Source organism: Solicola gregarius (assembly GCF_025790165.1).
GTDB classification, from domain to species: domain Bacteria; phylum Actinomycetota; class Actinomycetes; order Propionibacteriales; family Nocardioidaceae; genus Solicola; species Solicola gregarius.
In genome coordinates this window covers 1,288,365-1,311,622 of record NZ_CP094970.1, presented here as the reverse complement: position 1 = coordinate 1,311,622, position 23,258 = coordinate 1,288,365, and the positions used below count along the sequence as shown (strand labels likewise).

Genomic DNA, 23,258 nt, shown 5'->3' with positions numbered 1-23,258 from the left:
GGAGCGTGCCGATCTACGCGTGTCGGGTCGAGACCTTCCCGATGCGGTGGATCGCGAAGCTCTGCGCCCGCTCGCTGCGATGGTCGTACGCCGTGAGCCAGCCGGCGTCGACGCGGATCGGGTCGACCACTCGTTCCGACGGCGTACCTGCTTGGTCGAGGTAGGCGAGCCACACGGTCGAGCCGCTCTCGACGGCGTCTCGCAGCGCGGCGAGGGTCCCCGCCGCCGACGGCTGGTCGCCGCCGACCGGTCGCCGGTCCGCGGCGCTGTCACCGACCCGGATCGCGCGTACGAGCCGGTCGATCTGGTCGCCGGACAGTCCGGGCGCGCGCGACGTCGCCGGTTGGGGACGTCCGGTCGCCCGGCGGCGCTCCGCCTCGGGTACGTGCAGCGTGCCGTCCATTCCTTCGGCGACGGGTGGCACGCCCGCATCGGTGAGCCGGTCGATGACGATGTCGGCCGGTGCGTCGCTGAGCGCGACCGTCGGCGCGATCCGTCGTAGCCGGAGCGACTCGACGACCGGGTTGTTGATCAGCGCGTCGAGCTCGGTCGGGTCGTCGCAGCGTACGTACACCGACGCATTGCCGACACGGAGCCTGCCGTGCCTGCGGGCAACGTCATCGATCAGGTACGTGAGCGGCTGCGGCACCGGCGTGATCGAGAGCTCGCCGACGAGTGAGTGGATGCGGTCGGCCGGCCAACCCCGGTCGAGCGCTCGGCGGATCGAGGCCGGGGTGAAGCGGAAGACCGTTGCGCCGCCGCGGGACTCGATGTCGGCGATGTCGCCGACGCTCGCCGCCACGGAGCGTTCGAGGGGTCCGGGCGCGACGGCGGTCAGGTCGGCCTGGATCATCAGATGGTCGACCGGCTCCGGCAGCAGCGGGGCGAGCGCGTCGGCCCCGTCGGCGCCGTTGAGCAGCTCGCGGGCCGGAGACGACAGACAGCCCGCGGCGATGAGCCCGAGTACCTGCGCCTCGGCGAGGGATGCGCGCACGATGTCGTCGCGCAGCTCGTTGCGCCGGGGACGGTACCAACGGGCCTGCTTCACCACGTCGTCCGCGCTCGCGTACGCCTCGGGTGCCACCGATCCGGCGATCTCCAGCGTCAGCCGCCGCACCGACGGGGCGAGCGGGCGTTCCAGGTCGTACGCGAGCGTGTTGACCACCCGGCCCTGCTCGTCGCGTGAGCCGCTCAGCGAGGCGAGCCGCCCGCCGGTCAGCCAGGATCGTACGAGGGTCGACCACTGCCGTGCCAAGGGTTCGTCGCGCCAGCCGTCGTACTCGTTGGTGGGGAGCCACACATGGCCGAGCTCGCGGTCTTCGGACCGGGCGAGGAGACCGGCGCCGAACGCAAGCTCGACCAGGTACGACGCGTCGGCGGACTCGACCCCGAGGAGTGCTCCCACCTCGCGTACGTCTCGCACGCCGACACCGCCGGATCGCAGCACCGACGGCGGGTTGAGCGACCAGTGCTCGAGCAGCTGGTCGACCCGGCGGACCACGTCGAACGCCGCACCGGCCGCGGCGTTGGCGATCCTGGCAGCGTCTCGCGGCACGGTTGCGATCGCGGGCGGCCGATCGATCGGCTCGCGGGTCGTGCGCCCTCCGCGCAGGTGCAGGCCGACCTCGCGCGGCAACGCGACGGTGTCGTCGTCGACGGGGATCAGCAGACGCCGGCCGACGAGCGCCTGTACGGTCTCGGAGCTCCGCCCGATGACGCCGGTCGGTGGGCCCCAGGCGAGTCGGTCGAGCACGGCCGCGGCGTCCGGCCGCTCCGCGGACGCGTCGGCGATCAGGTCGGCGATGCGCCCGGCGTCCAGCGACGGACTCGGCGGGCCGAGTCCCGCGGGGTGCGGCCCGAGGACGTCGTGAACGGTTCGCACGACGTGCAGGGCGCGCTGCGTACCCCACACCAGTGCGAGCTCGCGTAGGACGGCGATCGAGTCGTCGACGTACGCACGCGGGGCATCGACCAGCCGGCGTACCTTCGCCGGGGTGACCGGCGCGTCGGTGACCATCAGGGCCTCGAGAACGCAGAGCTGTCCGCTGTCGAGCCGGTCGAGTGCCCGGCTCACCGAAACTCTGGTCACGGCGCGCGACGCGACCTGGCTCGTGTCGACCGGAGCGGGTATGCCGATGTCTGGGCGGGTCCGGAACAGATCCGCCAACTGTTGGTCGGAGCGGCGTCGTAGCTCTTCGGCGAGGGTGCGCGGAGCTGCCGCTGACGGAGACACGTGTCCACGGTAGCCAACGCGGGATGGCATGCTGTGACGCGATGGCGGTCATTCGAGCGGACAACCTGGGCAAGTCGTACGGCAGCAAGGTCGCCGTCATCGATCTGTCGTTCCAGGTGAACCCCGGTAGCGTGACGGGCTTCCTCGGCCCGAACGGCTCGGGCAAGTCGACGACCATGCGGTTGATGCTCGGGCTGGACAACGGGTCGGGCAACACGACGTACGACGGGCAGCCGTTCCAGAGCCTCAACCAGCCGATGCGACATGTCGGCGTACTGCTGGAGGCCAAGCCGTTCCACCCGACGCGCACGGCCCGCAACCACCTGCGCATGCTTGCCGCAGCAAACGGCATCTCCACCAGCCGGGTCGATGAGGTGCTCGCGATGGTCGGGCTGTCGACCGTTTCCAACGGCCGGCCGAAGAAGTTCAGCCTCGGCATGGGCCAGCGCCTCGGCATGGCCGCCGCGCTTCTGGGTGACCCGCACACGCTGATTCTCGACGAGCCCGCGAACGGGCTCGACCCGGAAGGCATCCAGTGGCTGCGCAACCTGCTCAAGCAGCTCGCCGGCGAGGGACGGTCGGTGTTCGTCTCGAGCCACCTGCTGTCGGAGATGGCGCTGCTCGCCGACCAGCTGGTGGTGATCGGTCGCGGGCGGATGATCGCGAGCGGGCAGGTCACGGACTTCATCCGGTCGAGCGATCGCACCAGCGTGATCGTCCGGTCTCCCGATATCGAGCGTCTGGGGCCGAAACTCGCCGAGCTCGGCGGGTTCGTCGAGGCGGATCCCGAGGACACCGGTGCGGAGAGCGGGCTCCCGCGATACTCCGTCAAGCGGCTGAGCATCGAGCAGGTCGGCGACACGGCGTACGAGCTCGGCGTACGACTGCACGAGCTGTTCGTGCGGGAGGCCACCCTCGAGGAGGCGTTCCTGGACGCGACGGAGCGTGACCAGGAGTTCAGTGGCATCGAGCTGCCACCCGAGCTGGCCGGGCGCCAACCACCGTCGACCGGTGCGGCCGGACCGCCCGGTCAGGCAACGCGGCGGCCGTACGGTGAGCCCGAGGTACGCCCGTCCGACGGATCGGACAGAGAGCCGCCACCGACGCATGACGGGGACCGCCGATGATCGCCGCGCTTCGCTACGAGTGGACGCGACTGCTCACCGTCCGCTCCACGTACTGGCTGATCATCGGGACGCTGGTGCTCTACTTCTTCGCCACGATGGCGGTCGCGATCATCACGGAGTCGGTCGAGGCCTCGAGCACCGGCGGCACGCAGGTCGACGCCGCGATCATCACGCTCGGTGCGTCGACCGGGTTCGCGCCGCTGCTGATGGCCTACATCATCGGTGTCATCGGCGTGCTGTCGATGGGCCATGAGTATCGCCATCAGATGATCCGCACGACGTTGACGGCGGTGCCGAAGCGGTGGGCGGTCGTGCTGGCGAAGGTGATCACGGTCGCCGTCGTCGCGGCGATCGCGTCGACGCTCGCGATGCTGGTCGGCTTCGTCAACGCGTCGATCTTCAGCGGCCGCGACGTCGCCTTCGACGCCGAGCTGCGAGGGCTGATCCTCGGCGCGATGACGTACACCGCGTTGTTCGCGCTGGCCGGGCTCGCGTTCGCGGGGCTCGTACGCAACCAGACCGGCGCGATCGTGACGATGCTGGCGATGCCGATCGTGATCGAGCCGATCGTTCGTACCATCCTGCTGATCAAGGCGGCGACGTCAGGTGATCCCGGTGCGATCGGCACGCTCGCGAGATACCTGCCGTTCGAGGCCGGCGGCAAGATGTACACCCGAGCCGACATGTCCGACATGATCGACACGCTGAGCGGCGTCGAGCCGCTCGGTGCGGTCGGCGGCGGCGTCTGTATGGCGGCGTTCGTCGGCGCACTGCTGTTGCTGATGACCGTGCTCTTCGTACGCCGCGACGCGTAGTTCCCGCCGAGGTACGGATTCCGGCCAATCCAACGGTGGCGGATTGGCCGGAATCCGTACCTCGGCGCAGCGGACGCATGTACTCGGCTTGCCATCCGACGGTAGCGTCGCTCCGAACACTCACATGTGCAGGTACTCCAGCAGCAGTACCTGTGCCTCGCCCATGATGCCGCCGAGCGCGGCACCGACGGCGATCAGCTTCCATTCGTCGGCCTGGAAGGCCGGGCGGATGAGCTGCAGGAACTCCTCGTCGGTGAGGTCGTCCATCTTTCGCCGCATCGTCTGAGCGATGTCGAGGGTGTCGGCCGCGTAGTCCTCGATCTGCGACAGCGTGTCGGGCAGCCGCTCCATGACCCGGTCGGCGACGGTGCCCTTCATGTTCTGGTACGTCGTGCTGCCGACGGCCAGCATCACGATCGGGCGCGCGACTCCGCTCTGGGCGTCGATCGCACGCTGTACGTGGCGTTGCACCATGACGAACACACGATCCGAGAGCGGCCCCTTGAGCAGCGCCTCGAACAGGTGGTGCGGCGTGATCAGCTCGGTGGCGATCAGCTGGCAGTAGCCGTCGGCGACCTCGCGTCGCCGCGCAAGGAAGAGTCCCTGCCACGTGAACGGGCCGAACCGGCGCTGCCGGATCGGGAAGAAGATCATCTTGAGCGCGAGCCAGTCGGTGAACCACCCGGTGAAGATGCCGAACAGCGGGAGCAGCAGCGGGTTCTGGGTGAAGTACCAGGCGAGTGCCTGCACGCAGCCGATCAGGAAGCCGAAGTAGATTCCCGACCTCGCGATGAAGGTGAACTCCTTCGCGCCCGCCTCCTGGAACATCCGGTTCAGCAGCGCCTTGTCGCGTACGAGGTTCGTCACGACCATCGACTTGAGGTCGAGCACCTGGTCGATGTCGCCGCGGATGTCGCGGAGTACCCCGGCGATCACGTCCGGCGCGTCGTCCTTCACGCGCCGGATCAGCAGGTCGCGTGCCCCGCGCGGCATCGCCTCCCAGACGCCGGGCTGGTACTCCCGCATGACATCGCGGACGACCTCGTCGACCGTCTCGCGCAGGGGCTCATCGAGCTCGCGCGCGATCAGCTCCGGGTCGAGCCGGTCGATGACGTCGCGCGGGCTCAGCAGCCGCGATGTCATGAGGTCGACCGCGATCGACGCCATCCGCGCCGCGTGGCGCGGCACGATGCCCTGCCAGCCGAACGGTCCCCAGCTGCGCCGCTCGATCGGCGCGAACATCATCTTGATCGCGAGCAGCTTGGTGACGTACCCGATCAGGGCCATGCACAGTGGCATGGCGAGGTAGATCCAGGCGTCACTCAGCAATGGGTCGGCCTGGCTCCGTGCTCGCTCCCGCGCCTTGCCGGATCGCGCGCCGAGACCCGCTCCCTGATCGACGCGGATTTGCGGGACACGCCCTAGTCATGGGCGAGGTCCCAGAGGTCGCTGCCGAGGGCGCTGAGGGAAAGGGTGCGCCGCAGAATGCGGGTGGGCGCGTCGTGTGCCTCGCGCGCCTCGCGGACTGCCCCGTCGGTCGCGAGCAGCTCGTACCCGTCGGCGTGCTCGGACGACGCGGGGCCGACCGTGACCAGCCCGAGCCGGCGCAGCCGGGCGACGTAGATCTGCCCGTAGTCGGGTAGTGCGATGCCCGCCGAGCGGCCGACGCTCGAGACGTTCTCGAGCACGCGGGCTCCGGCCGTCCCGAACGCGGACTTGGTGATGACGTGGATCAGCGGGTACGTCGTGCCGTCGGACAAGGCCGCGAGGATCCGTGCCTCGTCGGGCTCGATGTCGTCGAGCAGCCGCACGATCAGGTGCTCGCGGGCATGCGCCGCCGATTGCTCGACTGCCTGGGTGAGCAGGTCCGACAGCCGCTGGGCCGCCTTGCTTCGCCCGTGGCTGTCGGCGTACTCGCCGTCGTCGATCCGATGTTTGACCTCGCGCCAGATGAGGTTCTCGACCCTGCCGAGCTCATCCTGCGCGGCCGCGATCCCGGGTCCGAAGACCGGGACGTTGCGCATCATCGACGCGGCCATCGACAGCGATGCGCCCATCGGTCGCAGCGGGAGCCGAGGCTCGTCGTCGCTCAAGCTGTCGGGCATCGGCTCAGTATCCATCGGCATCGCGATTCCTGTCAGTACGCGCGTCATGGAGGCAGGGGTCCGGCCGGCTGAACCACGCGGTGCAACTCTCGGTTGCGAGTTGAGTCACTCTACTAGGCGCACCGATCGTGGCGTGTGCGACGGGTATCGGCTCAGGCAGTACGCGAGCGGTGCTTGCGTACCTTCGCACGGTTCCCGCACACGCTCATCGAGCACCACTGGCGGGAGTGGTTGCGTGAGCCGTCGTAGAACGCCCAGCGACAGTCGTCCGCGGGGCAGATCTTCACCCTCATCCACCGCCCGTCGATCGACAGCCGTGCGACGGCCGTCGCGATCGCACCGACCGCCGTCTCGGAGGTCAGCTGTGCGCCGTCGGTGTCGAGCGAGACCGACACCGGCACCGGCACCGGCCGGGCGGGCGTCTCGCCCATCGCGACCGCGCGCAGGTAGGTACGCAGGTCGTACGCCTGACCGCGACGCTGGCGGGTCTGTCGCTCGTCGATGCCGAGCGTCGACTCGACCCACGTCGCCCACTCGTCGGGGTTCGCCATGGTGTCGATGTCGTCTTCGACGTCGATGGTGTTGAGGAACGCCACCACCGTGTCGGCCGGGTCCATGTCCATGAAACCAGTGTAAGCCAATTGCCGGTTGCACAATGGACGCGTAACTGTCATTCTTAGATGACCAGTTACTCCGATTGGAGCTCGCCGTGTACCCCGACCGATATCACCCAGCAGCCGTATGGCAGCAGCACCGGCTCGACGAGGCTCGCCCGGCGCGGGTTCGCGAAGGGCGCGGCACGCTGCGGTCGCTCGTCGGCGCCCTCCGGTCCGCGCTGCGCCCGCGTGGCAATGCGAAGCCGGCCGTACGTACGCGGACCGTCGGGTGCGCCGTATGACCGATGCAAAGATCGGGTTCGGCGCGGTCGTACTCGACTGTCCGGACGCCCGCTCACTCGCCGACTTCTACTCGCAGATCCTCGACCGGGCCGTCACGGCCGACAGCGAGGACGACTGGGTCGACCTGGAAGGAACGCCCACGCTGTCCTTCCAGCAAATCCCCGACTACGAGTCGCCGGCCTGGCCCGACGGGGCGCCGCAGCAGTTCCACCTCGACCTCGCCGTAGACGAGTTCGAGTCGACCCATGCCCGGGTCGTCGAGCTCGGGGCCACTCCGCTCGACCCGGTGGAGCCGCCGCGCGCCAGCGACACACGCACCTTCCGGGTATACGCCGACCCCGCCGGCCACCCGTTCTGCCTCTGCGCCTGCTGATTTCGGCCCGATGCGGCGGCGCGGATTACCATGGGCCCATGGTAATCCGCGCCGCTACGTAGCAAGTTTGCTACCTATCGGCGTGGTTTCCCATGTCCTGGCACAGGAGAGGCGCAGGCTGCTATGGGCCCGTGGTAATCCGCGGGGCAAGGTCAGGCCGCGGACATGCGCTCGACCGCCTCGGTGAGGATCTCCTCGCTGGTGGCGAGGTTGAGCCGTACGTGCCCCCCGCCGCCGGTGCCGAACTTCGGGCCCGGGTCGGTCACGACCCCGGCGGCGAGGAACTTCTCGTACGGTTCGGCATCCGGGCCGATCGCGCGGCAGTCGAGCCATCCGAGGTACGTCGCGTCGGGGCGTTGCCAGCGCACCTCCGGCATCGACTCGGCGAGGAGCCGGCCGAGCAGGTCGCGACGCGCATCGAGGGTCTCGAGCAGGTCGTCCAACCAGGCCTCGCCCTCGGTGTACGCGGCGACCGACGCGATGACGCCGAAGTGTCCGACGCGGTAGCGCACGTTGACCGGTAGGCGGTCGGTGACCGACCGCATCTCCGAGGAGGCAGTGACGATCTGGGCGCATTTCAGACCGGCGAGGTTCCACGCCTTGCTGGCCGCCACCAGGGCGATGGCGACGTCGTCCGCGCCCGGCACGGTGAGCAACGGCGTGTGTGCGGCGCCCGGGAGTACGAGCGGGGCGTGCACCTCGTCGCTGATCACCCGCACGTCGTACTGCGCCGCGAGGCGTACGACCGCCGCGAGCTCCTCGGGTGTGTGGACGCGTCCGACCGGGTTGTGCGGATTGCAGAGCAGGTAGACCGCCGGCCGCTTCGCGAACGCGGCCTCCAGCGCGTCGAGGTCGAGGCGTAACCCGCCATCGAGCGGTGCCTCGACGACCTGGCGCCCGGTCTCGGCGATCCACTCGAAGAACGGCGCGTAGACCGGCGGGTTCACGACGACGCCGTCGCCCGGCTTGCACAGCATCCGGATCAGCTCGACGCAGCCGACTCCGACGTCGGCGACCACCGTCACGGAGTCCGGCGCGATCGTCCAGTCCCAGCGCCGCTTCGCGAAGCCGGTGAGCGCGTCGGTCAGGTCCGTTCCAGCGTACGCGTACCCGGTGTCCGAGCGGTCGACCGCGGCGTGCAGCTCGCGTCGGATGGGCGGCGCGAGCTGGAAGTCCATCTCTGCCACGGGCAGCGGGAGTGCGTCGCGATCGTGGGCGCGCCATTTGACGCTCCGCCGCTGGCGCAGGCGCTCGATGTCGTCGACCGGTAGTTGTGCCATGCGCCTATCGTGGCATCCGCGGGCAACCTTCCCGTGAGGCGCAGACCACATATTGACCGTATGTCCTGACAAAGATTGACGACGCTCGGCGACCGCCCGTATCGTCGTCGGTACGCCGTGCGGACGCCGGCGAGACGGCACGGGCGGCTGTACAGAGGGGTGGCGAGATGGGCGATCGGCCGACGCCGGAGGTCCTGACCTTCGGGCGCAGCGGCGTCGATATCTATCCGCTGCAGGTCGGCGTCGGGCTCGAGGACGTCGAGACGTTCGGCAAGTACCTCGGCGGTACGACGGCCAACGTCGCCGTGGCCACCGCCCGGCTCGGCCGTGACGCCGCGATCATCACCGGAGTCGGCGACGACCCGTTCGGCCGGTACGTACGCGCCGAGCTGCGCCGTCTCGGCGTCGACGACCGGCACGTCGTGACCAACACGGAGTTCCCGACACCGGTGACCTTCTGTGAGATCTTCCCGCCCGACAACTTCCCGCTCTGGTTCTACCGGCGCCCGACCGCGCCCGACCTGCAGGTGCGTACGGCCGATGTCGACCTCGACGCCGTACACGACGCCGACCTGTTGTGGCTCTCGGTGACCGGGTTGAGCGAGGAGCCCAGCCGGCAGACGCACCACGACGTACTCGCCGCGCGCGCACGGAAGTCGTTCACGGTGCTCGATCTCGACTACCGGCCGATGTTCTGGGAGTCCGCCGCCGCGGCGACAGAGCAGGTCCGCACGGTGTTGCCCGGCGTCACGGTCGCGGTCGGCAACCTCGAGGAGTGCGAGGTCGCCGTCGGCGAGTCGGAGCCCGACCGTGCCGCCGAGGCACTGCTCGACGCGGGCGTCGAGCTCGCCGTCGTCAAGCAGGGTCCGAAGGGCGTGCTCGCGCGTACGCGAGACGAGCGCGTCGTGTCGGAGCCGATCGCGATCGAGCCGCTCAACGGACTCGGCGCGGGTGACGGCTTCGGTGGTGCGCTCGCCGACGGACTGCTCTCCGGCCTTCCCCTCGACCGGCTGCTGAGCCGGGCGAATGCTGCGGGTGCGATCGTCGCCTCGCGGCTCGAGTGCTCGACGGCGATGCCGACGGGCGCCGAGATAGAGACGCTGCTCGCCGGCGGCGACCCCAACGAGGGCCGTCGATGAACAGACACCCCGCCTTCGTCCATGACTACGACGAGCTGACCGACGTACGCGCCCGCGAGCCGGAGCGCATCGGCGAGCTGTTCGCCGCGCGCACGCGCCGGGCGCGGACGCCCGATGACGGGCGGCTGATGATCATCGCGTGCGACCACCCCGCCCGCGGTGCGATCTCCGTACGCGGTCGCCCGGATGCGATGTCCGACCGCCGCGATCTGCTCGACCGCCTCACCACGGCGCTCGCGCGTCCCGGAGTCGACGGCGTGCTCGCGACCGCAGACATCGTCGAGGACCTCCTACTCCTCGGCGCCCTCGAGGACAAGCTGGTCTTCGCCTCGCTCAACCGTGGCGGCCTTGCCGGCTCGGTGTTCGAGATGGACGACCGGTTCACCGCGTACGACGTGCGAGGCGCGGTCGATGCCGGACTCGACGGCGCCAAGATGCTGCTGCGTATCGACCTCGACGACCCGTCGACGGTCACCACGATGGAGTCGTGCGGGCGCGCGGTCTCCGAGCTCGCACGCGCCGGCCGGGTCGCGATGATCGAGCCGTTCATCTCCCGTCGCGTCGACCGGGGCGTCGTCAACGACCTGCGCGCATCCGAGGTGGCGCTGTCGGTTCACATCGCACAGGGGCTTGGCGCCTCGAGTGCGTACACCTGGCTCAAACTCCCTGTGGTCGACGACATGGAGTCCGTTATGCGGGCGACCACGCTGCCGACCTTGCTGCTCGGCGGTGATCCGAACGGCGACCCGGACGCCACGTACACGCAGTGGCAGCGCGCGCTGACGCTGCCGTCCGTACGCGGGCTGATGGTCGGCCGCACGCTGCTCTACCCGGCCGACGACGACGTGACCGCGGCGGTCGATACGGCCGTGTCCCTGGTTCGCTGAAGGGCGGAGTCGATGAGAGGAGAGCGCCGATGACGGCAGAGTTGTTCCTACCCTCCGGCCGAGCCGCCGCCGACGGCTACGACGTGCTGGTGACGCCCGAGTCCGCCGGTTGCGGTTACTCGGGACTGCGGATCCTGACGCTGTCCGCCGGGGGCACGCGCACCATCGCGTCGGGAGGCGACGAGCTGTTCGTACTTCCGCTCGCCGGGTCGGCGGAGGTCGAGTGCGACGACCGGGTCTTCACCCTCGAAGGTCGCACCGACGTCTTCGCCGGTCCGAGCGACTTCGCGTACGTGCCGATCCGCTCGACGTTCACCGTGAGCTCGCTCGAGGGCGGGAGGTTCGCCCTCGCGGGAGCGCGCACCGAGCGGGCGATGGAGTTCCGGTACGTGCCGCGCACCGACGTCGCCGTGGAGCTGCGCGGCGCCGGCCAGTGCAGCCGCGAGGTACGCAACTTCGGCACGGCCGACGCGTTCGACGCGGGTGCCGCCATCGCGTGCGAGGTGGTCACACCGAGCGGCAACTGGTCGAGCTACCCGGCACACAAGCATGACGAGCACACCGATGCGGAGTCCGAACTCGAGGAGATCTACTACTTCGAGATCGCTTCCGGCCCCGCAGGCGAACCGGGCTTCGGCTTCCACCGCACGTCGTCGTCGCCCGCAGGCGATATCGATGTGCTGGTCGAGGTGCACCAAGGCGACACCGCGCTGGTGCCCTATGGCTGGCACGGTCCATGTGTCGCCGGTCCCGGGTTCGACATGTACTACCTCAACGTCATGGCCGGCCCGGCGCCCGAGCGCGCCTGGCGGATCTCCGATCACCCCGACCACGCGTTCGTGCGCGAGACCTGGGCCGACCAGCAGATCGACCCACGACTGGATGGCGGTGCATGATGACGATCCGGCTCACCGTGGCGCAGGCGGTCGTACGTTTCCTCTCGGCGCAGTACAGCGAACGCGATGGGGTCCAGCGTCGGCTGATCGCCGGATGCTTCGGCATCTTCGGGCACGGCAACGTCGCCGGCATCGGTCAAGCACTGTTGGAGTCTGAGCTCGACGACCCGCACGCGCTGCCGTACGTCCTCGGCCGCAACGAGCAGGCGATGGTGCACAGCGCCGTCGCGTACGCGCGGGCGAGTGACCGACTGCAGACGTACGCCGTCACGACGAGCGTCGGGCCAGGTGCCACCAACATGGTCACGGGTGCTGCGCTGGCGACGGTCAACCGACTACCCGTGCTGCTCCTGCCGTCCGACACGTTCGCCGACCGGAGCGCCGCGCCGCTGCTGCAGGAGCTGGAGAACCCACAGGCCGGAGACGTCAACGTCAACGACACGTTCCGGCCGGTCTCCCGCTACTTCGATCGGATCACCCGGCCGGAGCAGGCGCCGGCCGCGCTGCGTGCCGCGATGCGGGTGCTGACCGATCCGGCCGAGACCGGCGCCGTCACGCTGTGCCTGCCTCAAGACGTGCAGGCGCAGGCGTACGACTGGCCCGATGAGCTCTTCGAGCGCAGGGTCTGGAGGGTCGGGCGTCCGATGCCCGAGCCGGATGTGGTCGCCGAGGCCGCAGAGCTGATCCGTTCGGCCGAGCGTCCGCTGATCGTCGCCGGTGGCGGGGTCGTCTACTCGGGTGCGACGGAGGCGCTTGCCCGGTTCTGTGAGCAGACCGGCATCCCGGTCGGGCAGACGCAGGCAGGTAAGGGATCTCTGGTGTCCGGCCACCCGCAGTGTGTTGGCGCGATCGGGTCGACGGGTACGCCCGCGGCCAATGCACTCGCTCGCGACGCCGATGTGGTGATCGGCATCGGTACCCGCTTCAGCGATTTCACCACCGCGAGTCGTACGGCGTTCCAGCGCGACGACGTGCGGTTCGTGAACGTCAACGTGGCAAGGGTTGACGCGGTCAAGCACGCCGGGTTCGAGGTCGTCGCCGATGCGCGCGTGACGCTCGATACGCTCGCCGAGCGACTCGCCGGCCACGGCGTCGCGGCCGCGTACGACGACGAGATCGCACGCCGCCGAGCCGACTGGGACACGATCGTCGACGCTGCGTACCACCCGGACGAGCCGGTGGGCGCGCTGCTGAGCCAGAGCGCGGTGTTGGGTGCCGTGAACGAAACCATCGACGCGCGCGACGTCGTGGTCTGTGCCGCCGGTTCGATGCCGGGTGACCTGCACAAGCTGTGGCGGGTACGCGATGCGCACGGATACCACGTCGAGTACGGCTACTCCTGCATGGGATACGAGGTCGCCGGCGGCATCGGCGTGAAGCTGGCCAGCCCCGACCGCGACGTCGTGGTGATGGTCGGCGACGGCTCGTACCTGATGATGGCGACCGAGCTCGTCACCGCCGTGCAAGAAGGGCTCAAGCTGATCGTCGTACTCGTGCAGAACCACGGGTACGCGTCGATCGGCGCGCTCTCGGAGTCGCTCGGCTCGCAACGGTTCGGTACGAAGTACCGCTACCGATCGGAGTCCGGACGCCTCGACGGCGACCGGCTGCCGGTCGACCTCGCGGCCAACGCGCGCAGCCTGGGCGCCGAGGTCGTACGTGCGGCGACGACGGCCGAGCTCACCGACGCCATCCGGGCGGCGAAGGCCGCCGAGCGTACGACCGTCATCCACGTCGAGACCGACCCGTTCGCCGGCGCACCCGACTCCGAGTCGTGGTGGGACGTTCCGGTCGCGGAGACCTCGGCACTCGACTCGACCCGCGAGGCGCGGGGGGTCTACGACAAGCACAAGACGGCGCAGCGAACCTACCTGCGGCCGACGAACGGACAGGAGAACGCATGACCATCCACATCGGCTCGGCCCCCGACTCGTGGGGGGTGTGGTTCGCGGACGACTCCGCGCAGACCGCGGCGGGCCGCTTCCTGGACGAGGTAGCGGCCGCCGGATACGAGTGGATCGAGCTCGGGCCGTACGGCTATCTGTCGACCGACCCGGGCGAGCTCGGCGACGCATTGGAGGCGCGTGGGCTGCGGGTCTCGGCGGGCACGGTGTTCGAGCATCTGCACCGGCCCGACTCGTGGGACGACGTGTGGAAGCAGGTCTCCGACGTCGCGGGCCTGACGAAGGCCATGGGTGGCGAGCACATCGTGGTGATCCCTGACCCTTGGCGCGACCACAAGACCGGCGCGCCGTTGGAGAACCGCGAGCTGACCGCGCAGCAGTGGCGGTCGCTGACCGAGGGCATGGACGAGCTCGGGCGGCGGATCCTCGACGAGTACGGCCTGCGCCTGCAGTTCCACTCCCACGCCGACAGCCATGTGGGTTACCAGCCCGATATCGAGCGCTTCGTCGAGTCGACCGACCCGGCGTACGTCAACCTCTGTCTCGACACCGGCCACGTCGCGTACTACGGCGGCGACAACCTGGCGCTGATCCGGAAGTACCCGGAGCGCATCGGCTATCTCCACCTCAAGCAGGTCGACCCGGCGATCGTCGCGCAGGTCGAGGCGGAGGACCTGTCGTTCCCCGAGGCGGTACGCCGCGGGGTGATGGTCGAGCCGCCGACGGGCGAGCCGCCGATGGAGCCGGTGTTGCAGGCGGCCGGTGCCCTCGGTCGCGACCTGTACGCGATCGTCGAGCAGGACATGTACCCCTGCGAGCCCGACGTACCGCTGCCGATCGCGCGGCGTACGCACACCTACCTCGCCGGCTGTGGCGGTGTCACCCTCGACATCGGCACCCAGCGCTGAGCAGCTCGCCGCTCAGCGCGGGCGTTGCTGGCGCTTGGCCTCGCGGCGTTTTTCCTGCCGCTGCTTGCGCATCTGCTGTCGTACGGAGCGTCGCATAACGCGACGAACCGCTCCTCCGAGTCCGGGCATCCGAGAACACCTCCACAACGGACCGTACGACAGCGTGGTGCCGAATTCGAGCCGAGAGCTACTGCAACGGCTGCAGAGCACCGCGCGCGCGGCGTACGGCTTCGGCCGACGGCACGCCGTCGTTGTGGCCCATCAACTCGTACACCGCCGTCGCGAGCCGCTGGATGCGGTCGGTCGGCTGGTCACTGCGGTTGCGTAGATGGTTCGCGGCATCGACGATGCGCTGGCCCTGTGCGACACCGTGGATCAGCCCGACCAGCAGGATCGACTCGTCGACGTGGTCGGCGGCCAGCTCGGCGGCGTCGGACGGCACGCCGATGCTCATCGGGACGTAGGTGGAGTCCTCGTACGACGGCTCCTCGCGGGCGAGCAACACCGGCAGCAGCTCGGCGGCGGATGCCTCCGCGAGGATGCGGTGCGCATCGCCGATCGCGCGCTCGAGGTCCTCGTGGGCGGCGAGGTCGAACCTGCGCGGGGTGTAGCGGACGTCCCAGGCCCGTGAGCCGGTGTAGCCGATCACCTCGAGCCGCGCGTGGGCGTCCTGCTGACCGAGCTGCACGGCGGCCGCGATGGCCGCCCGGCTCGAGCGCTCGCTGGCGCGGTTGACCTCGATGCAGGTGCGGTATCCGATGCCCCACTTCTCCCGGCCCTCGGCGCCGTCGACCAGGATCGACCTGCCGACGTCGGTCACCCAGAGGGCGTACTCGCTCGTCGGCTGCGAGATCGCGCTGACGAAGCCGGCCTTCGCCGCCTCGTCGTACGCCAGCCAGCACTCCGAGGTGTGCCAGACGGCCGGTGGCGAGGGCAGCGCGGTCGAGCGACTTCCGTGGTTAGGGGCGGCAGCGGCAACGGCGCGCAACACCATGCATGACGTCCTTTCGGGTGCCCCGTGTCAATGTGGACTCTTGAATCGCTGTGCGACCCCGCTCATAGTACGCCCGTTCCGCTCACGGTCCATCACCTCACGGCCACCGCGTCCAGATCACCGCGACACGGGGCGCGAGATCAATCGGTCGGCGAGATAGGCGCGTGCCACCTCGCCCGTGCGGCCCGCGTCGGCGAGCTCGGGGAGTACGTCGGGAGCCGTGCTGCGCAGCTGTAGCCATCCGGTGTACGCGGCGTACGCGACGAGGGCCTGGTGTCGGGCATCGCCGCGGTCGTACCCGAGCTCGGCGTAGACCTCCGCAAGGAAGTCGACGCGGCGCTCGGTGACCCGGCGCAGGATCGGTGCGACGACCGGGTCGCCGGCATGCGCCACGATTGCGGGCTCGAGCCGGGAGAGCGCCTCGATGTCGAGAGCGTGCGTCAGCAGCGTACGAAGGCGTTCGCCCGGATCGGCGATCGTCTCGAGCTGCTCGATCGTGCGCGTCGTGCACACCAGCTCCCACTCCTCGAGCGCGGCGGCGACGAGCGCGTCTCGGTCCTTGAAGTGCCAGTAGAAGCTGCCGCGCGTCATGCCGAGTCGGCGTGCGAGCACGTCGACCCGCACGGCCGCGACTCCGCCGTCCGCGAGTGCGTCGAGCGCGGCATTCAGCCAGTCCTGGCGGGAAACCTGACCTCTTGACATGTCCGTACAGTACTGTATGGTCACTTCCATACAGAGGTGTATGGAAGTCGATGGGGGTCGGTCGGAATGTGGGATACCTGGGGCGGACGCGGTGCCGCGGCCTCCCGCCGCGCGGGCAGGCTCTGCGGCCCGTTGCTCATCGCGACTGGCATCATTCATCTGGCGTACGGCGTCGTCGCCGGTTGGGACAGCGTCGCCGCGCTGATCACCGACGGCATCGGCAGCGCCGAAAGCGGCTCGGCGACCAGGGAGTCGTGGTTCTGGTTCCTGGTCGCGGGCATTCCGATGCTGCTCGTCGGCCAGCTGGTCACCCGGCACCATGCGCGTACGGGCGAGGTGCCGGCCTTCCTGGGTTGGTACCTCGTGGCGTTCGCTGCGCTCGTCTACTTCATACCGGTGAGCGGGTTCTGGCTGTTCTGGCCGCAGGCGGCCCTGGCGTTCTCCGCCGCGTACGCCGCCCAGCGCGCGCCGGAGGTGAGCTCCCATGCTGCTTGACGAGGCGATGCCGCGATGGGACAAGCGTGAGATACACCGGATCGCGACCGACGCGCCGGTCGAAGAGCTGTTCCGCGCGATCGAGGAGCTCACGTGGAGTGAGGTGCCGGTATTCAAGGCCCTGATGAAGGTGCGTGGTCTGGGGCGGGACGGTTTGTCCGGAGACGACCCGCTGCTCGGCTGGTTCACCTCGTACGGGTTCGAGCTGGTCGACCGCACCGACGAGGAGATGCTGATCGTCAGGGTCGAACGGACCCGGCGGGGCGCCTCGCATCCCGGCCCGCAGACCGTCGAGACGTTCCGGGCCGACTCCGATCCGGGGCACGTGAAGATCGCGTTCAACTTCCGCAGCGTCGACGGCTACCTCACCACCGAGACCCGCGTGTGCAGCACGGACGCCCGGTCGAGACGCGTGTTCGCCGCGTACTGGGTCGGCATTCGGGTCGGTAGCGCGGTGATCCGACGCGTGTGGCTGCGGGCGATCCGAGCACGCGCGCAGAGGGCTCCCATGCGGCGGCCGTAACGGTTAACCTGCGGCATATGAGCTCCTTGTCGTACGTGTCCGGAACGTCCGAAGTCCCCTTGCTGGGCGACACGATCGGGGGCAACCTCGAACGCACGGTCGCGACGCACGGTGACCGCGAGGCACTCGTCGAGGTGCAGAGCGGGCGCCGCTGGACGTACGCCGAGTTCAATGCCGACGTCGACGCGTTCGCACTGGGTCTCCTGGCCCGCGGCATCGCCAAGGGCGACCGCATCGGCATCTGGTCACCGAACTGCGCGGAGTGGACCATCGCGCAGTACGCGACCGCGAAGGTCGGTGCGATCCTGGTCAACGTCAACCCGGCGTACCGCACGCACGAGCTGTCGTACGCGATCAACCAGTCGGGCATGCGGATGCTGATCACCGCTTCGGTGTTCAAGACCAGCGACTACGCGGCGATGGTCGACGAGGTACGCCCCGAGTGCGGCCACCTCGAGACGGTGATCCACATCGGCGGCGACGACTGGGCAGAGCTGGTGGCGGCAGGGGAGAGGCACGATCGCGACGCACTGCGCAACCGCATGTCCGAGCTGAGCACCGACGATCCGATCAACATCCAGTACACCTCCGGTACGACCGGCTACCCGAAGGGTGCGACGCTCAGTCACCACAACATCCTGAACAACGGGTTCTTCGTCACCGACACGATCGAGTTCACCGAGCGCGACCGGCTGTGCATCCCGGTCCCCTTCTACCACTGTTTCGGCATGGTGATGGGCAACCTCGGCTGCACGACCCACGGAGCGACGATGGTGATACCTGCACCCGCTTTCGACCCGGCCGCGACGCTGCAGGCGGTGCAGGACGAGCAGTGCACCGCGCTGTACGGCGTACCGACGATGTTCATCGCCGAGGTGAACCATCCGGATTTCGCGTCGTACGACCTGTCGACGCTACGCACGGGCATCATGGCCGGCTCGCCCTGCCCGGTCGAGGTGATGAAGCGCTGCATGACCGACATGCACATGGAGCAGGTGTCCATCGCGTACGGCATGACGGAGACATCGCCGGTATCGATGCAGACCCGCCCCGACGACGATGTCGAGCGACGTACCGCGACCGTCGGACGCGTGCACCCGCATGTCGAGGTCAAGATCATCGACCCGGTCTCCGGCCTGACCGTCGAGCGCGGGGCGTCTGGGGAGTTCTGCACCCGTGGCTACTCGGTCATGCTGGGCTACTGGCCCCTCCATGACGACGAGGGCGCTGCGAAGACGCGCGGGGCGATCGACGACGCGCGCTGGATGCACACCGGCGACCTCGCGGAGATGCGCGACGACGGGTACGCACAAATAGTCGGCCGGATCAAGGACATGGTCATCCGCGGCGGTGAGAACCTCTACCCGCGCGAGATCGAGGAGTTCCTGTACACACATCCCGACATCACCGACGTGCAGGTGGTCGGCGTACCCGATGAGAAGTACGGCGAGGAGCTGTGTGCGTGGGTGCAGTTGCGTGCCGGCGCTTCGTCGCTCGACGCCGAGGCCCTCGCTGCCTTCTGCGAGGGCAGACTCGCCCGGCACAAGGTCCCTCGATACGTCCTGACGGTCGACCAGTTCCCGATGACTGTCACCGGCAAGGTACGCAAGGTGCAGATGCGCAAGGAGTCGCTCGAGCGGCTCGGCATCGACCCCGCGGCGGCGGGCTCGACCGCGTAGCTCGACGGGTCGCGCGGGCGCGTACCCGGCGCGGCGCGAGCGATAGCAGATAGCGTATCCGCGTGTCCACCCTGACCGAGCGGATCGACGGCTTCCAGCGCCGTCATGCCGTGCTCGGCTATCCGATCGCCGTCATCTACAAGTTCGGCGACGACCAGGGCAACTATCTCGCGGCGATGATCACGTACTACGCATTCATCGCGATCTTCCCGCTGCTCCTCCTGGGCACATCGCTGCTGGGCCTTTTCCTGCAGGGCGACGACGCCCTTCGCGACGAGATCTTCAACTCCGCACTCGGCCAGTTCCCGGTGATCGGCGACCGGCTCGCGCAACCCGATGAGCTCAGCGGGAGCACGGCCTCGGTGACGATCGGCCTGCTCGTCGCGTTGTACGGCTCACTCGGGGTCGCGCAGGCCGGTCAGCACGCGATCAACGTGGCATGGGCAGTGCCGCGAAACGCGCGGCCGAACCCGATCGTCTCGCGGCTCAAGAGCGTCGTCCTGCTGCTGATCGCCGGGCTCGCCCTGCTCGCGACGGCGATCGGGTCGACGTTCGCCCGCAACTCCGATGTGCTCGGTGGCCCGATCGGGTCGATGCCGGGTTGGGTGATCCCGGTTGCGACCACGGTGCTGTTCGCGTCCATCTTCACCGCGTTGTTCAGGCTCGCCTCGGCGTACGACCATCGCCTGCGCAGCGCCGCACCCGGCGCGATCGCGGTCGCGGTCGCGTGGCACTTCCTGCAGCAAGTCGGCGAGATCTACGTACGCGAGGTGCTCCAGGGGGCGAGCGAGGTCAACGGTACGTTCGCGCTGGTCCTCGGACTCATCGGGTTGATCTACATCGGCGCGTTCATCGTCGTCTTCGGGATCGAGATCAACGTCGTACTCGCCAAGCGCCTCTACCCGCGCGCGCTGCTCACCCCGTTCACCGACAACGTCGACCTCACCGAGGCCGACAAACGCGCGTACGCCGGCTACGTGCGGGCACAGCGGCACAAGGGCTACGAGCTGGTGGACGTGCGGTTCGACCGCCGCACCCCGCGTTCGGAGGCCACCCGGAGCGAGCCCGCCGAGGACGTGCCGGCAGAAGACGTGCCGGCAGAAGACGTGCCGGCGGAGGACGTGCCCGCCAAGGGCACTCGGCTCGACGACGACCCCGTGGACCTCGAGCCGGAGGCGACGCTGGAGGTGCCGGCCGACCCCAACGGCTTCGCCGGGCGCGGCGAGGATGCATGGACCGACGACTAGCGTCTATCTAACCGCGTGAACCGGAGGGCGGCAGTGTCTTAGGCTTTGCCCAATGCATCCGATCACGACGAAAGGCCACCCGTGCCCACTGGCAAGGTGAAGTGGTACGACGCCGACAAGGGTTTCGGCTTCCTGAGCAAGGACGAGGGCGGCGACGTCTTCGTCCGGTCCGACGCGCTGCCGTCGGACGTGACGGCCCTGAAGTCGGGCACGCGGGTCGAGTTCGGCATCGTGCAGGGACGCAAGGGCGACCAGGCCCTGCAGGTACGCCTTCTCGACAAGCCGCCGTCGGTCGCGAAGGCGAAGGCGCGGGCGAGTCGTAAGCCGCCCGAGGAGATGGTCGTGATCGTCGAAGACCTGATCGGTCTCCTCGACGGCCTCGGCGAGGGCTACCGGCACGGCCGGCACCCGGACTCCCGAACGGCGAAGCCGACCGCCTCACTGCTCCGCGCACTCGCCGACCAGCTCGACTCGTAGGGGCGCTGTTCGAGGGTTAGGCGTTGTATGGCGGCTCGGTCGGCGGCGGGGGCGGCGGGTCGTGCCTACCCGGTCGGTTGCGGAGCGTCGGGTCGTCCGGCGGGATCGGCTCGTGCGGGATCGTCCGGTCGTCCGGATGGGTGTGCCGAGGCTCCGGGTAGGCGCGTGTGGCGTCCGCCGGCCTGGCCTCGCGCCGGGTCGGATTCGGGTCATCGGGCGCCTGCTGCGCCGACGGATGCGCCGCGCGCCTCGACGAGACCCGCGCGTACAGGACGAACCCGGTCCACACGACCACACAGATCGACGCGATCGTCAGCCCGATGCGTGGCGGGTCGAGCGGTGCGAGGATGCCGACGAAGCCCCCGACGACCCACGACAGCTGCATCAGCGTCTCGGACCGCGCGAACACGCTCGTACGTACGTCTTCTGAGATGTCGCGCTGGATCAGCGCGTCGAGGCTGAGCTTGCCGAGGGAGCCGCACACGCCCGCGGTGAGGGCGAGGATGATCGCCGCCGGGATCGAGAACAGCAGGGTGCACGCGACGAGCACGATCGCCTCGAGCACCATCACGACCAGAATCACCGCCTCGGGCGCCCGCGATCGTACGAACGACGCGATCAGCGTGCCGGCCGTCTGGCCGGCTCCGAGAGAACCGAGGACGAGACCGAGCAGGATGGTCGTCTCGGTGGTGCTGTCCCATCCGTCGAAGGTCGGGTTGCGCATCACGAACGCCATGTACATCAGCAGGAACCCGATCAGGAACCGCATGCCGGCGTTGCCGCGGAGCGCCCTGACGACACTCGGCGCGATCGCCGGGCCACCGCGCGTACGCGCACCGCCCATCGACGCCATGCCGACCTGTTCCTCGCCCTCGGAGGAGTCGACACGCTCGGGCAGCAGGATCGCGAGGATGGTCGCGATCGTGAACAGCACGAACGCGTACCGGCAGGTCCACTCGGCGCCGATCAGCGCAGTGGCGGCCGCGATGGGCCCAGACAGCATCGCACCGGCCGTGCCCGTGAGCGAGATGCGAGAGTTCGCCTTCACGAGCGTGATCTGCGGTGGCAGCAGCCGGGGGACGGCCGAGGCGCGCGTCACGCCGTACGCCTTCGACGCCACGAGCACGCCGAGTGCCGCCGGGTAGAGCGTCGCCGTCGACTCGTCCGCGACCGCGCCGGCGAGAATCCAGCAGCAGAATGCCCGGATCGCCATGGTCGCGCCGATCGCCCACCTGCGACCGCGGCGGAACCTGTCGAGGAAGGGCCCGATCAGCGGTGCGACGATCGCGAACGGAACCATCGTGAGGAGCAGGAACCACGCGACGTCGCTGCGCGCCTCGCTGGTGGCGCCGGCGAAGAACAACGTGCCGGCGAGCGCGACGGCGACCGCGGCGTCGCCGCCGGTGTTGAAGGCGTGCAGCTCGAGCAGGCGGGCCAGTCCGGACTCACCCGCGCCCTGTGCATGCGTGAGCTGGCGGGCCTTGCGTACTGCGAACCGCCCGCTGCGTCCGACGGCCTGGGCGGCCCGGCCGGTCGACTGGGCCGCCTTCGCCGCGCGGCGGGACTCGGGGCCGTCGTGCTGCGGCCCCGGATCGCCCGGGGGCGGCGGCTGGTTCGGTGGCTCCACGGCCCTTATCCTGCCGCACGCCGGGGACTGCGTTCAGCCGACGTCCGGGTCTCGGTCGACGCGAGAGTGGCGGCCGGTTGGCGTGCGGGGATGCTCGTGCGAGAGAATCGGTCTCGTGGCACCAACAGCACGTACGTCGCGCCCCGACTCGGTCGGCGCCAATGCCGTCGAGGCGGCTCGCGCTGCCCTGCTCGAGGCGGTCGGGCCCGCCGACGTCGGCGAACACCAGGGCGTACGCGCGGAGGGTGAGCGCACGGTTTCGCACGAGTTCGCCTGCACCCGCCGCGGCTACCGCGGGTGGCGCTGGTCGGTGACCGTGACGCGGGCGCCGCGTCAGCGGTCGGTCACCGTGAACGAGATCGTGCTGCTGCCCGGCGCCGATGCGATCATCGCGCCCGACTGGACCCCCTACCGCGAGCGCGTACAACCCGGCGACATGAGCCCCGGCGACCTGCTGCCGCCCGAGGACGACGACCCGCGGCTCGTGCCCGGCTGGTCCGCGGGCGACTCGGCCGTCGACGCACTGGTCGACCCGAGCTCGGTGCGCCCGGTCGCGGACGAGGTCGGCCTCGGCCGGCTCCGCGTGCTCTCGCTCGAAGGCCGCGACCTCGCGGCGGAGCGGTGGTACGAGGGTCCGCAGGGTCCCGACAACGAGCTGACCAGGCAGGCGCCGCACCACTGTCGTACGTGCGGTTTCCTGGTGTCGATGTCCGGGCCGCTCGGCACCCTGTTCGGTGTCTGCTCCAACGGGCTGGCCAACGACGACGGCCGGGTGGTCTCGCTCGACCACGGCTGCGGTGCGCACTCGAAGACGAAGCTGTCGCGCGCATCGGCGCCGCGCAAGCTGCCGGCGCCGGTGCTCGACACGGTCGGTGCCGACGACATCGAGCTGTTCTAGCGAGGACGTACCTTTACCATGTTTACATGGTAAAGGTACGCCTTGCATGG

At 69.4% G+C, this 23,258-nt stretch carries 23 protein-coding genes; 15 read left to right on the top strand and 8 right to left on the bottom strand.

The window, feature by feature from the left end:
* Nucleotides 1-13: 13 nt before the first annotated feature.
* Nucleotides 14-2,233 (bottom strand): helicase-associated domain-containing protein, encoded by a 2,220-nt coding sequence (locus L0C25_RS06580; RefSeq protein WP_271635646.1) that lies wholly within the window; start codon nt 2,231-2,233, stop codon nt 14-16.
* 41 nt (nt 2,234-2,274) lie between these two features.
* Between L0C25_RS06580 and L0C25_RS06575 the strand changes: the two genes are divergently transcribed.
* Nucleotides 2,275-3,360 (top strand): ATP-binding cassette domain-containing protein, encoded by a 1,086-nt coding sequence (locus L0C25_RS06575; protein ID WP_271635645.1) that lies wholly within the window; start codon nt 2,275-2,277, stop codon nt 3,358-3,360.
* Nucleotides 3,357-4,175: an ABC transporter permease gene (locus tag L0C25_RS06570; RefSeq protein ID WP_271635644.1), complete on the top strand. Its 819-nt coding sequence runs from the start codon at nt 3,357-3,359 to the stop codon at nt 4,173-4,175. Before L0C25_RS06575 ends, L0C25_RS06570 begins: the two co-directional genes overlap by 4 nt.
* Nucleotides 4,176-4,295: 120 nt before the next feature.
* On the opposite strand, the gene L0C25_RS06565 is transcribed toward L0C25_RS06570, so the two are convergent.
* From L0C25_RS06565 to L0C25_RS06555, 3 genes are all read right to left on the bottom strand, one after another.
* Complete coding sequence (locus L0C25_RS06565) at nt 4,296-5,504, bottom strand: hypothetical protein (protein ID WP_271635643.1); 1,209 nt, start codon at nt 5,502-5,504, stop codon at nt 4,296-4,298.
* Between the two features lie 92 nt (nt 5,505-5,596).
* A complete protein-coding gene (locus tag L0C25_RS06560; protein ID WP_271635642.1) occupies nt 5,597-6,280 on the bottom strand; it encodes an Abi-alpha family protein in 684 nt (227 codons plus the stop codon).
* Between the two features lie 152 nt (nt 6,281-6,432).
* Nucleotides 6,433-6,903 (bottom strand): CGNR zinc finger domain-containing protein, encoded by a 471-nt coding sequence (locus L0C25_RS06555; RefSeq protein WP_271635641.1) that lies wholly within the window; start codon nt 6,901-6,903, stop codon nt 6,433-6,435.
* 86 nt (nt 6,904-6,989) lie between these two features.
* Here L0C25_RS06555 and L0C25_RS06550 point away from each other — a divergent pair, with 86 nt between their 5' ends.
* Complete coding sequence (locus tag L0C25_RS06550) at nt 6,990-7,178, top strand: hypothetical protein (protein WP_271635640.1); 189 nt, start codon at nt 6,990-6,992, stop codon at nt 7,176-7,178.
* Nucleotides 7,175-7,552, top strand: a complete 378-nt coding sequence (locus L0C25_RS06545; RefSeq protein WP_271635639.1) for a VOC family protein — start codon at nt 7,175-7,177, stop codon at nt 7,550-7,552. The genes L0C25_RS06550 and L0C25_RS06545 overlap by 4 nt, the downstream gene beginning before the upstream one ends.
* 152 nt (nt 7,553-7,704) lie before the next feature.
* Here the strand turns inward: L0C25_RS06545 and L0C25_RS06540 are convergent, their stop codons facing one another.
* The gene (locus L0C25_RS06540; protein ID WP_271635638.1) at nt 7,705-8,832 is read right to left on the bottom strand and encodes a MalY/PatB family protein; all 1,128 of its coding nucleotides are present in this window, start codon (nt 8,830-8,832) and stop codon (nt 7,705-7,707) included.
* Nucleotides 8,833-8,999: 167 nt separating this feature from the next.
* Here L0C25_RS06540 and iolC point away from each other — a divergent pair, with 167 nt between their 5' ends.
* The 5 genes from iolC to L0C25_RS06515 are packed head-to-tail and all read left to right on the top strand — an operon-like array spanning nt 9,000 to nt 14,566.
* Nucleotides 9,000-9,971, top strand: coding sequence for a 5-dehydro-2-deoxygluconokinase (gene iolC / locus L0C25_RS06535; protein ID WP_271635637.1), 972 nt, complete (start codon nt 9,000-9,002; stop codon nt 9,969-9,971).
* Nucleotides 9,968-10,858: a class I fructose-bisphosphate aldolase gene (locus tag L0C25_RS06530; RefSeq protein ID WP_271635636.1), complete on the top strand. Its 891-nt coding sequence runs from the start codon at nt 9,968-9,970 to the stop codon at nt 10,856-10,858. Before iolC ends, L0C25_RS06530 begins: the two co-directional genes overlap by 4 nt.
* Before the next feature lie 29 nt (nt 10,859-10,887).
* Nucleotides 10,888-11,754 carry a 5-deoxy-glucuronate isomerase gene (gene iolB / locus L0C25_RS06525; RefSeq protein WP_271635635.1) on the top strand — a complete coding sequence of 289 codons (867 nt, stop codon included), beginning with the start codon at nt 10,888-10,890 and terminating at the stop codon, nt 11,752-11,754.
* Complete coding sequence (gene iolD / locus L0C25_RS06520; RefSeq protein ID WP_271636800.1) at nt 11,754-13,658, top strand: 3D-(3,5/4)-trihydroxycyclohexane-1,2-dione acylhydrolase (decyclizing); 1,905 nt, start codon at nt 11,754-11,756, stop codon at nt 13,656-13,658. Before iolB ends, iolD begins: the two co-directional genes overlap by 1 nt.
* A complete protein-coding gene (locus L0C25_RS06515) occupies nt 13,655-14,566 on the top strand; it encodes a sugar phosphate isomerase/epimerase family protein (protein WP_271635634.1) in 912 nt (303 codons plus the stop codon). Before iolD ends, L0C25_RS06515 begins: the two co-directional genes overlap by 4 nt.
* 187 nt (nt 14,567-14,753) lie before the next feature.
* Here L0C25_RS06515 and L0C25_RS06510 read toward each other — a convergent pair whose 3' ends face one another.
* Together L0C25_RS06510 and L0C25_RS06505 are read right to left on the bottom strand one after the other, a co-directional pair.
* Nucleotides 14,754-15,560: a hypothetical protein gene (locus tag L0C25_RS06510; protein ID WP_271635633.1), complete on the bottom strand. Its 807-nt coding sequence runs from the start codon at nt 15,558-15,560 to the stop codon at nt 14,754-14,756.
* Between the two features lie 117 nt (nt 15,561-15,677).
* Nucleotides 15,678-16,262 (bottom strand): TetR/AcrR family transcriptional regulator, encoded by a 585-nt coding sequence (locus tag L0C25_RS06505; protein ID WP_271635632.1) that lies wholly within the window; start codon nt 16,260-16,262, stop codon nt 15,678-15,680.
* Nucleotides 16,263-16,298: 36 nt separating this feature from the next.
* Between L0C25_RS06505 and L0C25_RS06500 the strand changes: the two genes are divergently transcribed.
* From L0C25_RS06500 to L0C25_RS06480, 5 genes are all read left to right on the top strand, one after another.
* The gene (locus tag L0C25_RS06500) at nt 16,299-16,757 is read left to right on the top strand and encodes a DUF6463 family protein (protein ID WP_271635631.1); all 459 of its coding nucleotides are present in this window, start codon (nt 16,299-16,301) and stop codon (nt 16,755-16,757) included.
* Nucleotides 16,747-17,280, top strand: coding sequence for a hypothetical protein (locus L0C25_RS06495; RefSeq protein ID WP_271635630.1), 534 nt, complete (start codon nt 16,747-16,749; stop codon nt 17,278-17,280). The genes L0C25_RS06500 and L0C25_RS06495 overlap by 11 nt, the downstream gene beginning before the upstream one ends.
* Nucleotides 17,281-17,297: 17 nt before the next feature.
* The gene (locus L0C25_RS06490) at nt 17,298-18,959 is read left to right on the top strand and encodes an AMP-binding protein (protein ID WP_271635629.1); all 1,662 of its coding nucleotides are present in this window, start codon (nt 17,298-17,300) and stop codon (nt 18,957-18,959) included.
* Nucleotides 18,960-19,021: 62 nt separating this feature from the next.
* Nucleotides 19,022-20,206: a YihY/virulence factor BrkB family protein gene (locus L0C25_RS06485; RefSeq protein WP_271635628.1), complete on the top strand. Its 1,185-nt coding sequence runs from the start codon at nt 19,022-19,024 to the stop codon at nt 20,204-20,206.
* A gap of 81 nt (nt 20,207-20,287) precedes the next feature.
* Nucleotides 20,288-20,683, top strand: a complete 396-nt coding sequence (locus L0C25_RS06480) for a cold-shock protein (protein ID WP_271635627.1) — start codon at nt 20,288-20,290, stop codon at nt 20,681-20,683.
* 16 nt (nt 20,684-20,699) lie between these two features.
* Here the strand turns inward: L0C25_RS06480 and L0C25_RS06475 are convergent, their stop codons facing one another.
* Nucleotides 20,700-22,310: an MFS transporter gene (locus L0C25_RS06475; RefSeq protein WP_271635625.1), complete on the bottom strand. Its 1,611-nt coding sequence runs from the start codon at nt 22,308-22,310 to the stop codon at nt 20,700-20,702.
* A 115-nt stretch (nt 22,311-22,425) separates the two neighbouring features.
* Here L0C25_RS06475 and L0C25_RS06470 point away from each other — a divergent pair, with 115 nt between their 5' ends.
* The gene (locus L0C25_RS06470; RefSeq protein WP_271635624.1) at nt 22,426-23,208 is read left to right on the top strand and encodes a DUF3027 domain-containing protein; all 783 of its coding nucleotides are present in this window, start codon (nt 22,426-22,428) and stop codon (nt 23,206-23,208) included.
* The last annotated feature ends 50 nt before the right edge of the window (nt 23,209-23,258 follow it).

What these genes read in the sequence shown, in the direction of transcription:
- L0C25_RS06575 (WP_271635645.1), top strand. Translation starts at nt 2,275, where the DNA reads ATGGCGGTCATTCGAGCGGACAACCTGGGCAAGTCGTACGGCAGCAAG.
- L0C25_RS06570 (WP_271635644.1), top strand. Translation starts at nt 3,357, where the DNA reads ATGATCGCCGCGCTTCGCTACGAGTGGACGCGACTGCTCACCGTCCGC.
- L0C25_RS06560 (WP_271635642.1), bottom strand. Translation starts at nt 6,280, where the DNA reads ATGCCCGACAGCTTGAGCGACGACGAGCCTCGGCTCCCGCTGCGACCG.
- L0C25_RS06555 (WP_271635641.1), bottom strand. Translation starts at nt 6,903, where the DNA reads ATGGACATGGACCCGGCCGACACGGTGGTGGCGTTCCTCAACACCATC.
- L0C25_RS06545 (WP_271635639.1), top strand. Translation starts at nt 7,175, where the DNA reads ATGACCGATGCAAAGATCGGGTTCGGCGCGGTCGTACTCGACTGTCCG.
- L0C25_RS06540 (WP_271635638.1), bottom strand. Translation starts at nt 8,832, where the DNA reads ATGGCACAACTACCGGTCGACGACATCGAGCGCCTGCGCCAGCGGCGG.
- iolC (WP_271635637.1), top strand. Translation starts at nt 9,000, where the DNA reads ATGGGCGATCGGCCGACGCCGGAGGTCCTGACCTTCGGGCGCAGCGGC.
- L0C25_RS06530 (WP_271635636.1), top strand. Translation starts at nt 9,968, where the DNA reads ATGAACAGACACCCCGCCTTCGTCCATGACTACGACGAGCTGACCGAC.
- iolB (WP_271635635.1), top strand. Translation starts at nt 10,888, where the DNA reads ATGACGGCAGAGTTGTTCCTACCCTCCGGCCGAGCCGCCGCCGACGGC.
- iolD (WP_271636800.1), top strand. Translation starts at nt 11,754, where the DNA reads ATGACGATCCGGCTCACCGTGGCGCAGGCGGTCGTACGTTTCCTCTCG.
- L0C25_RS06515 (WP_271635634.1), top strand. Translation starts at nt 13,655, where the DNA reads ATGACCATCCACATCGGCTCGGCCCCCGACTCGTGGGGGGTGTGGTTC.
- L0C25_RS06510 (WP_271635633.1), bottom strand. Translation starts at nt 15,560, where the DNA reads ATGGTGTTGCGCGCCGTTGCCGCTGCCGCCCCTAACCACGGAAGTCGC.
- L0C25_RS06505 (WP_271635632.1), bottom strand. Translation starts at nt 16,262, where the DNA reads ATGTCAAGAGGTCAGGTTTCCCGCCAGGACTGGCTGAATGCCGCGCTC.
- L0C25_RS06495 (WP_271635630.1), top strand. Translation starts at nt 16,747, where the DNA reads ATGCTGCTTGACGAGGCGATGCCGCGATGGGACAAGCGTGAGATACAC.
- L0C25_RS06490 (WP_271635629.1), top strand. Translation starts at nt 17,298, where the DNA reads ATGAGCTCCTTGTCGTACGTGTCCGGAACGTCCGAAGTCCCCTTGCTG.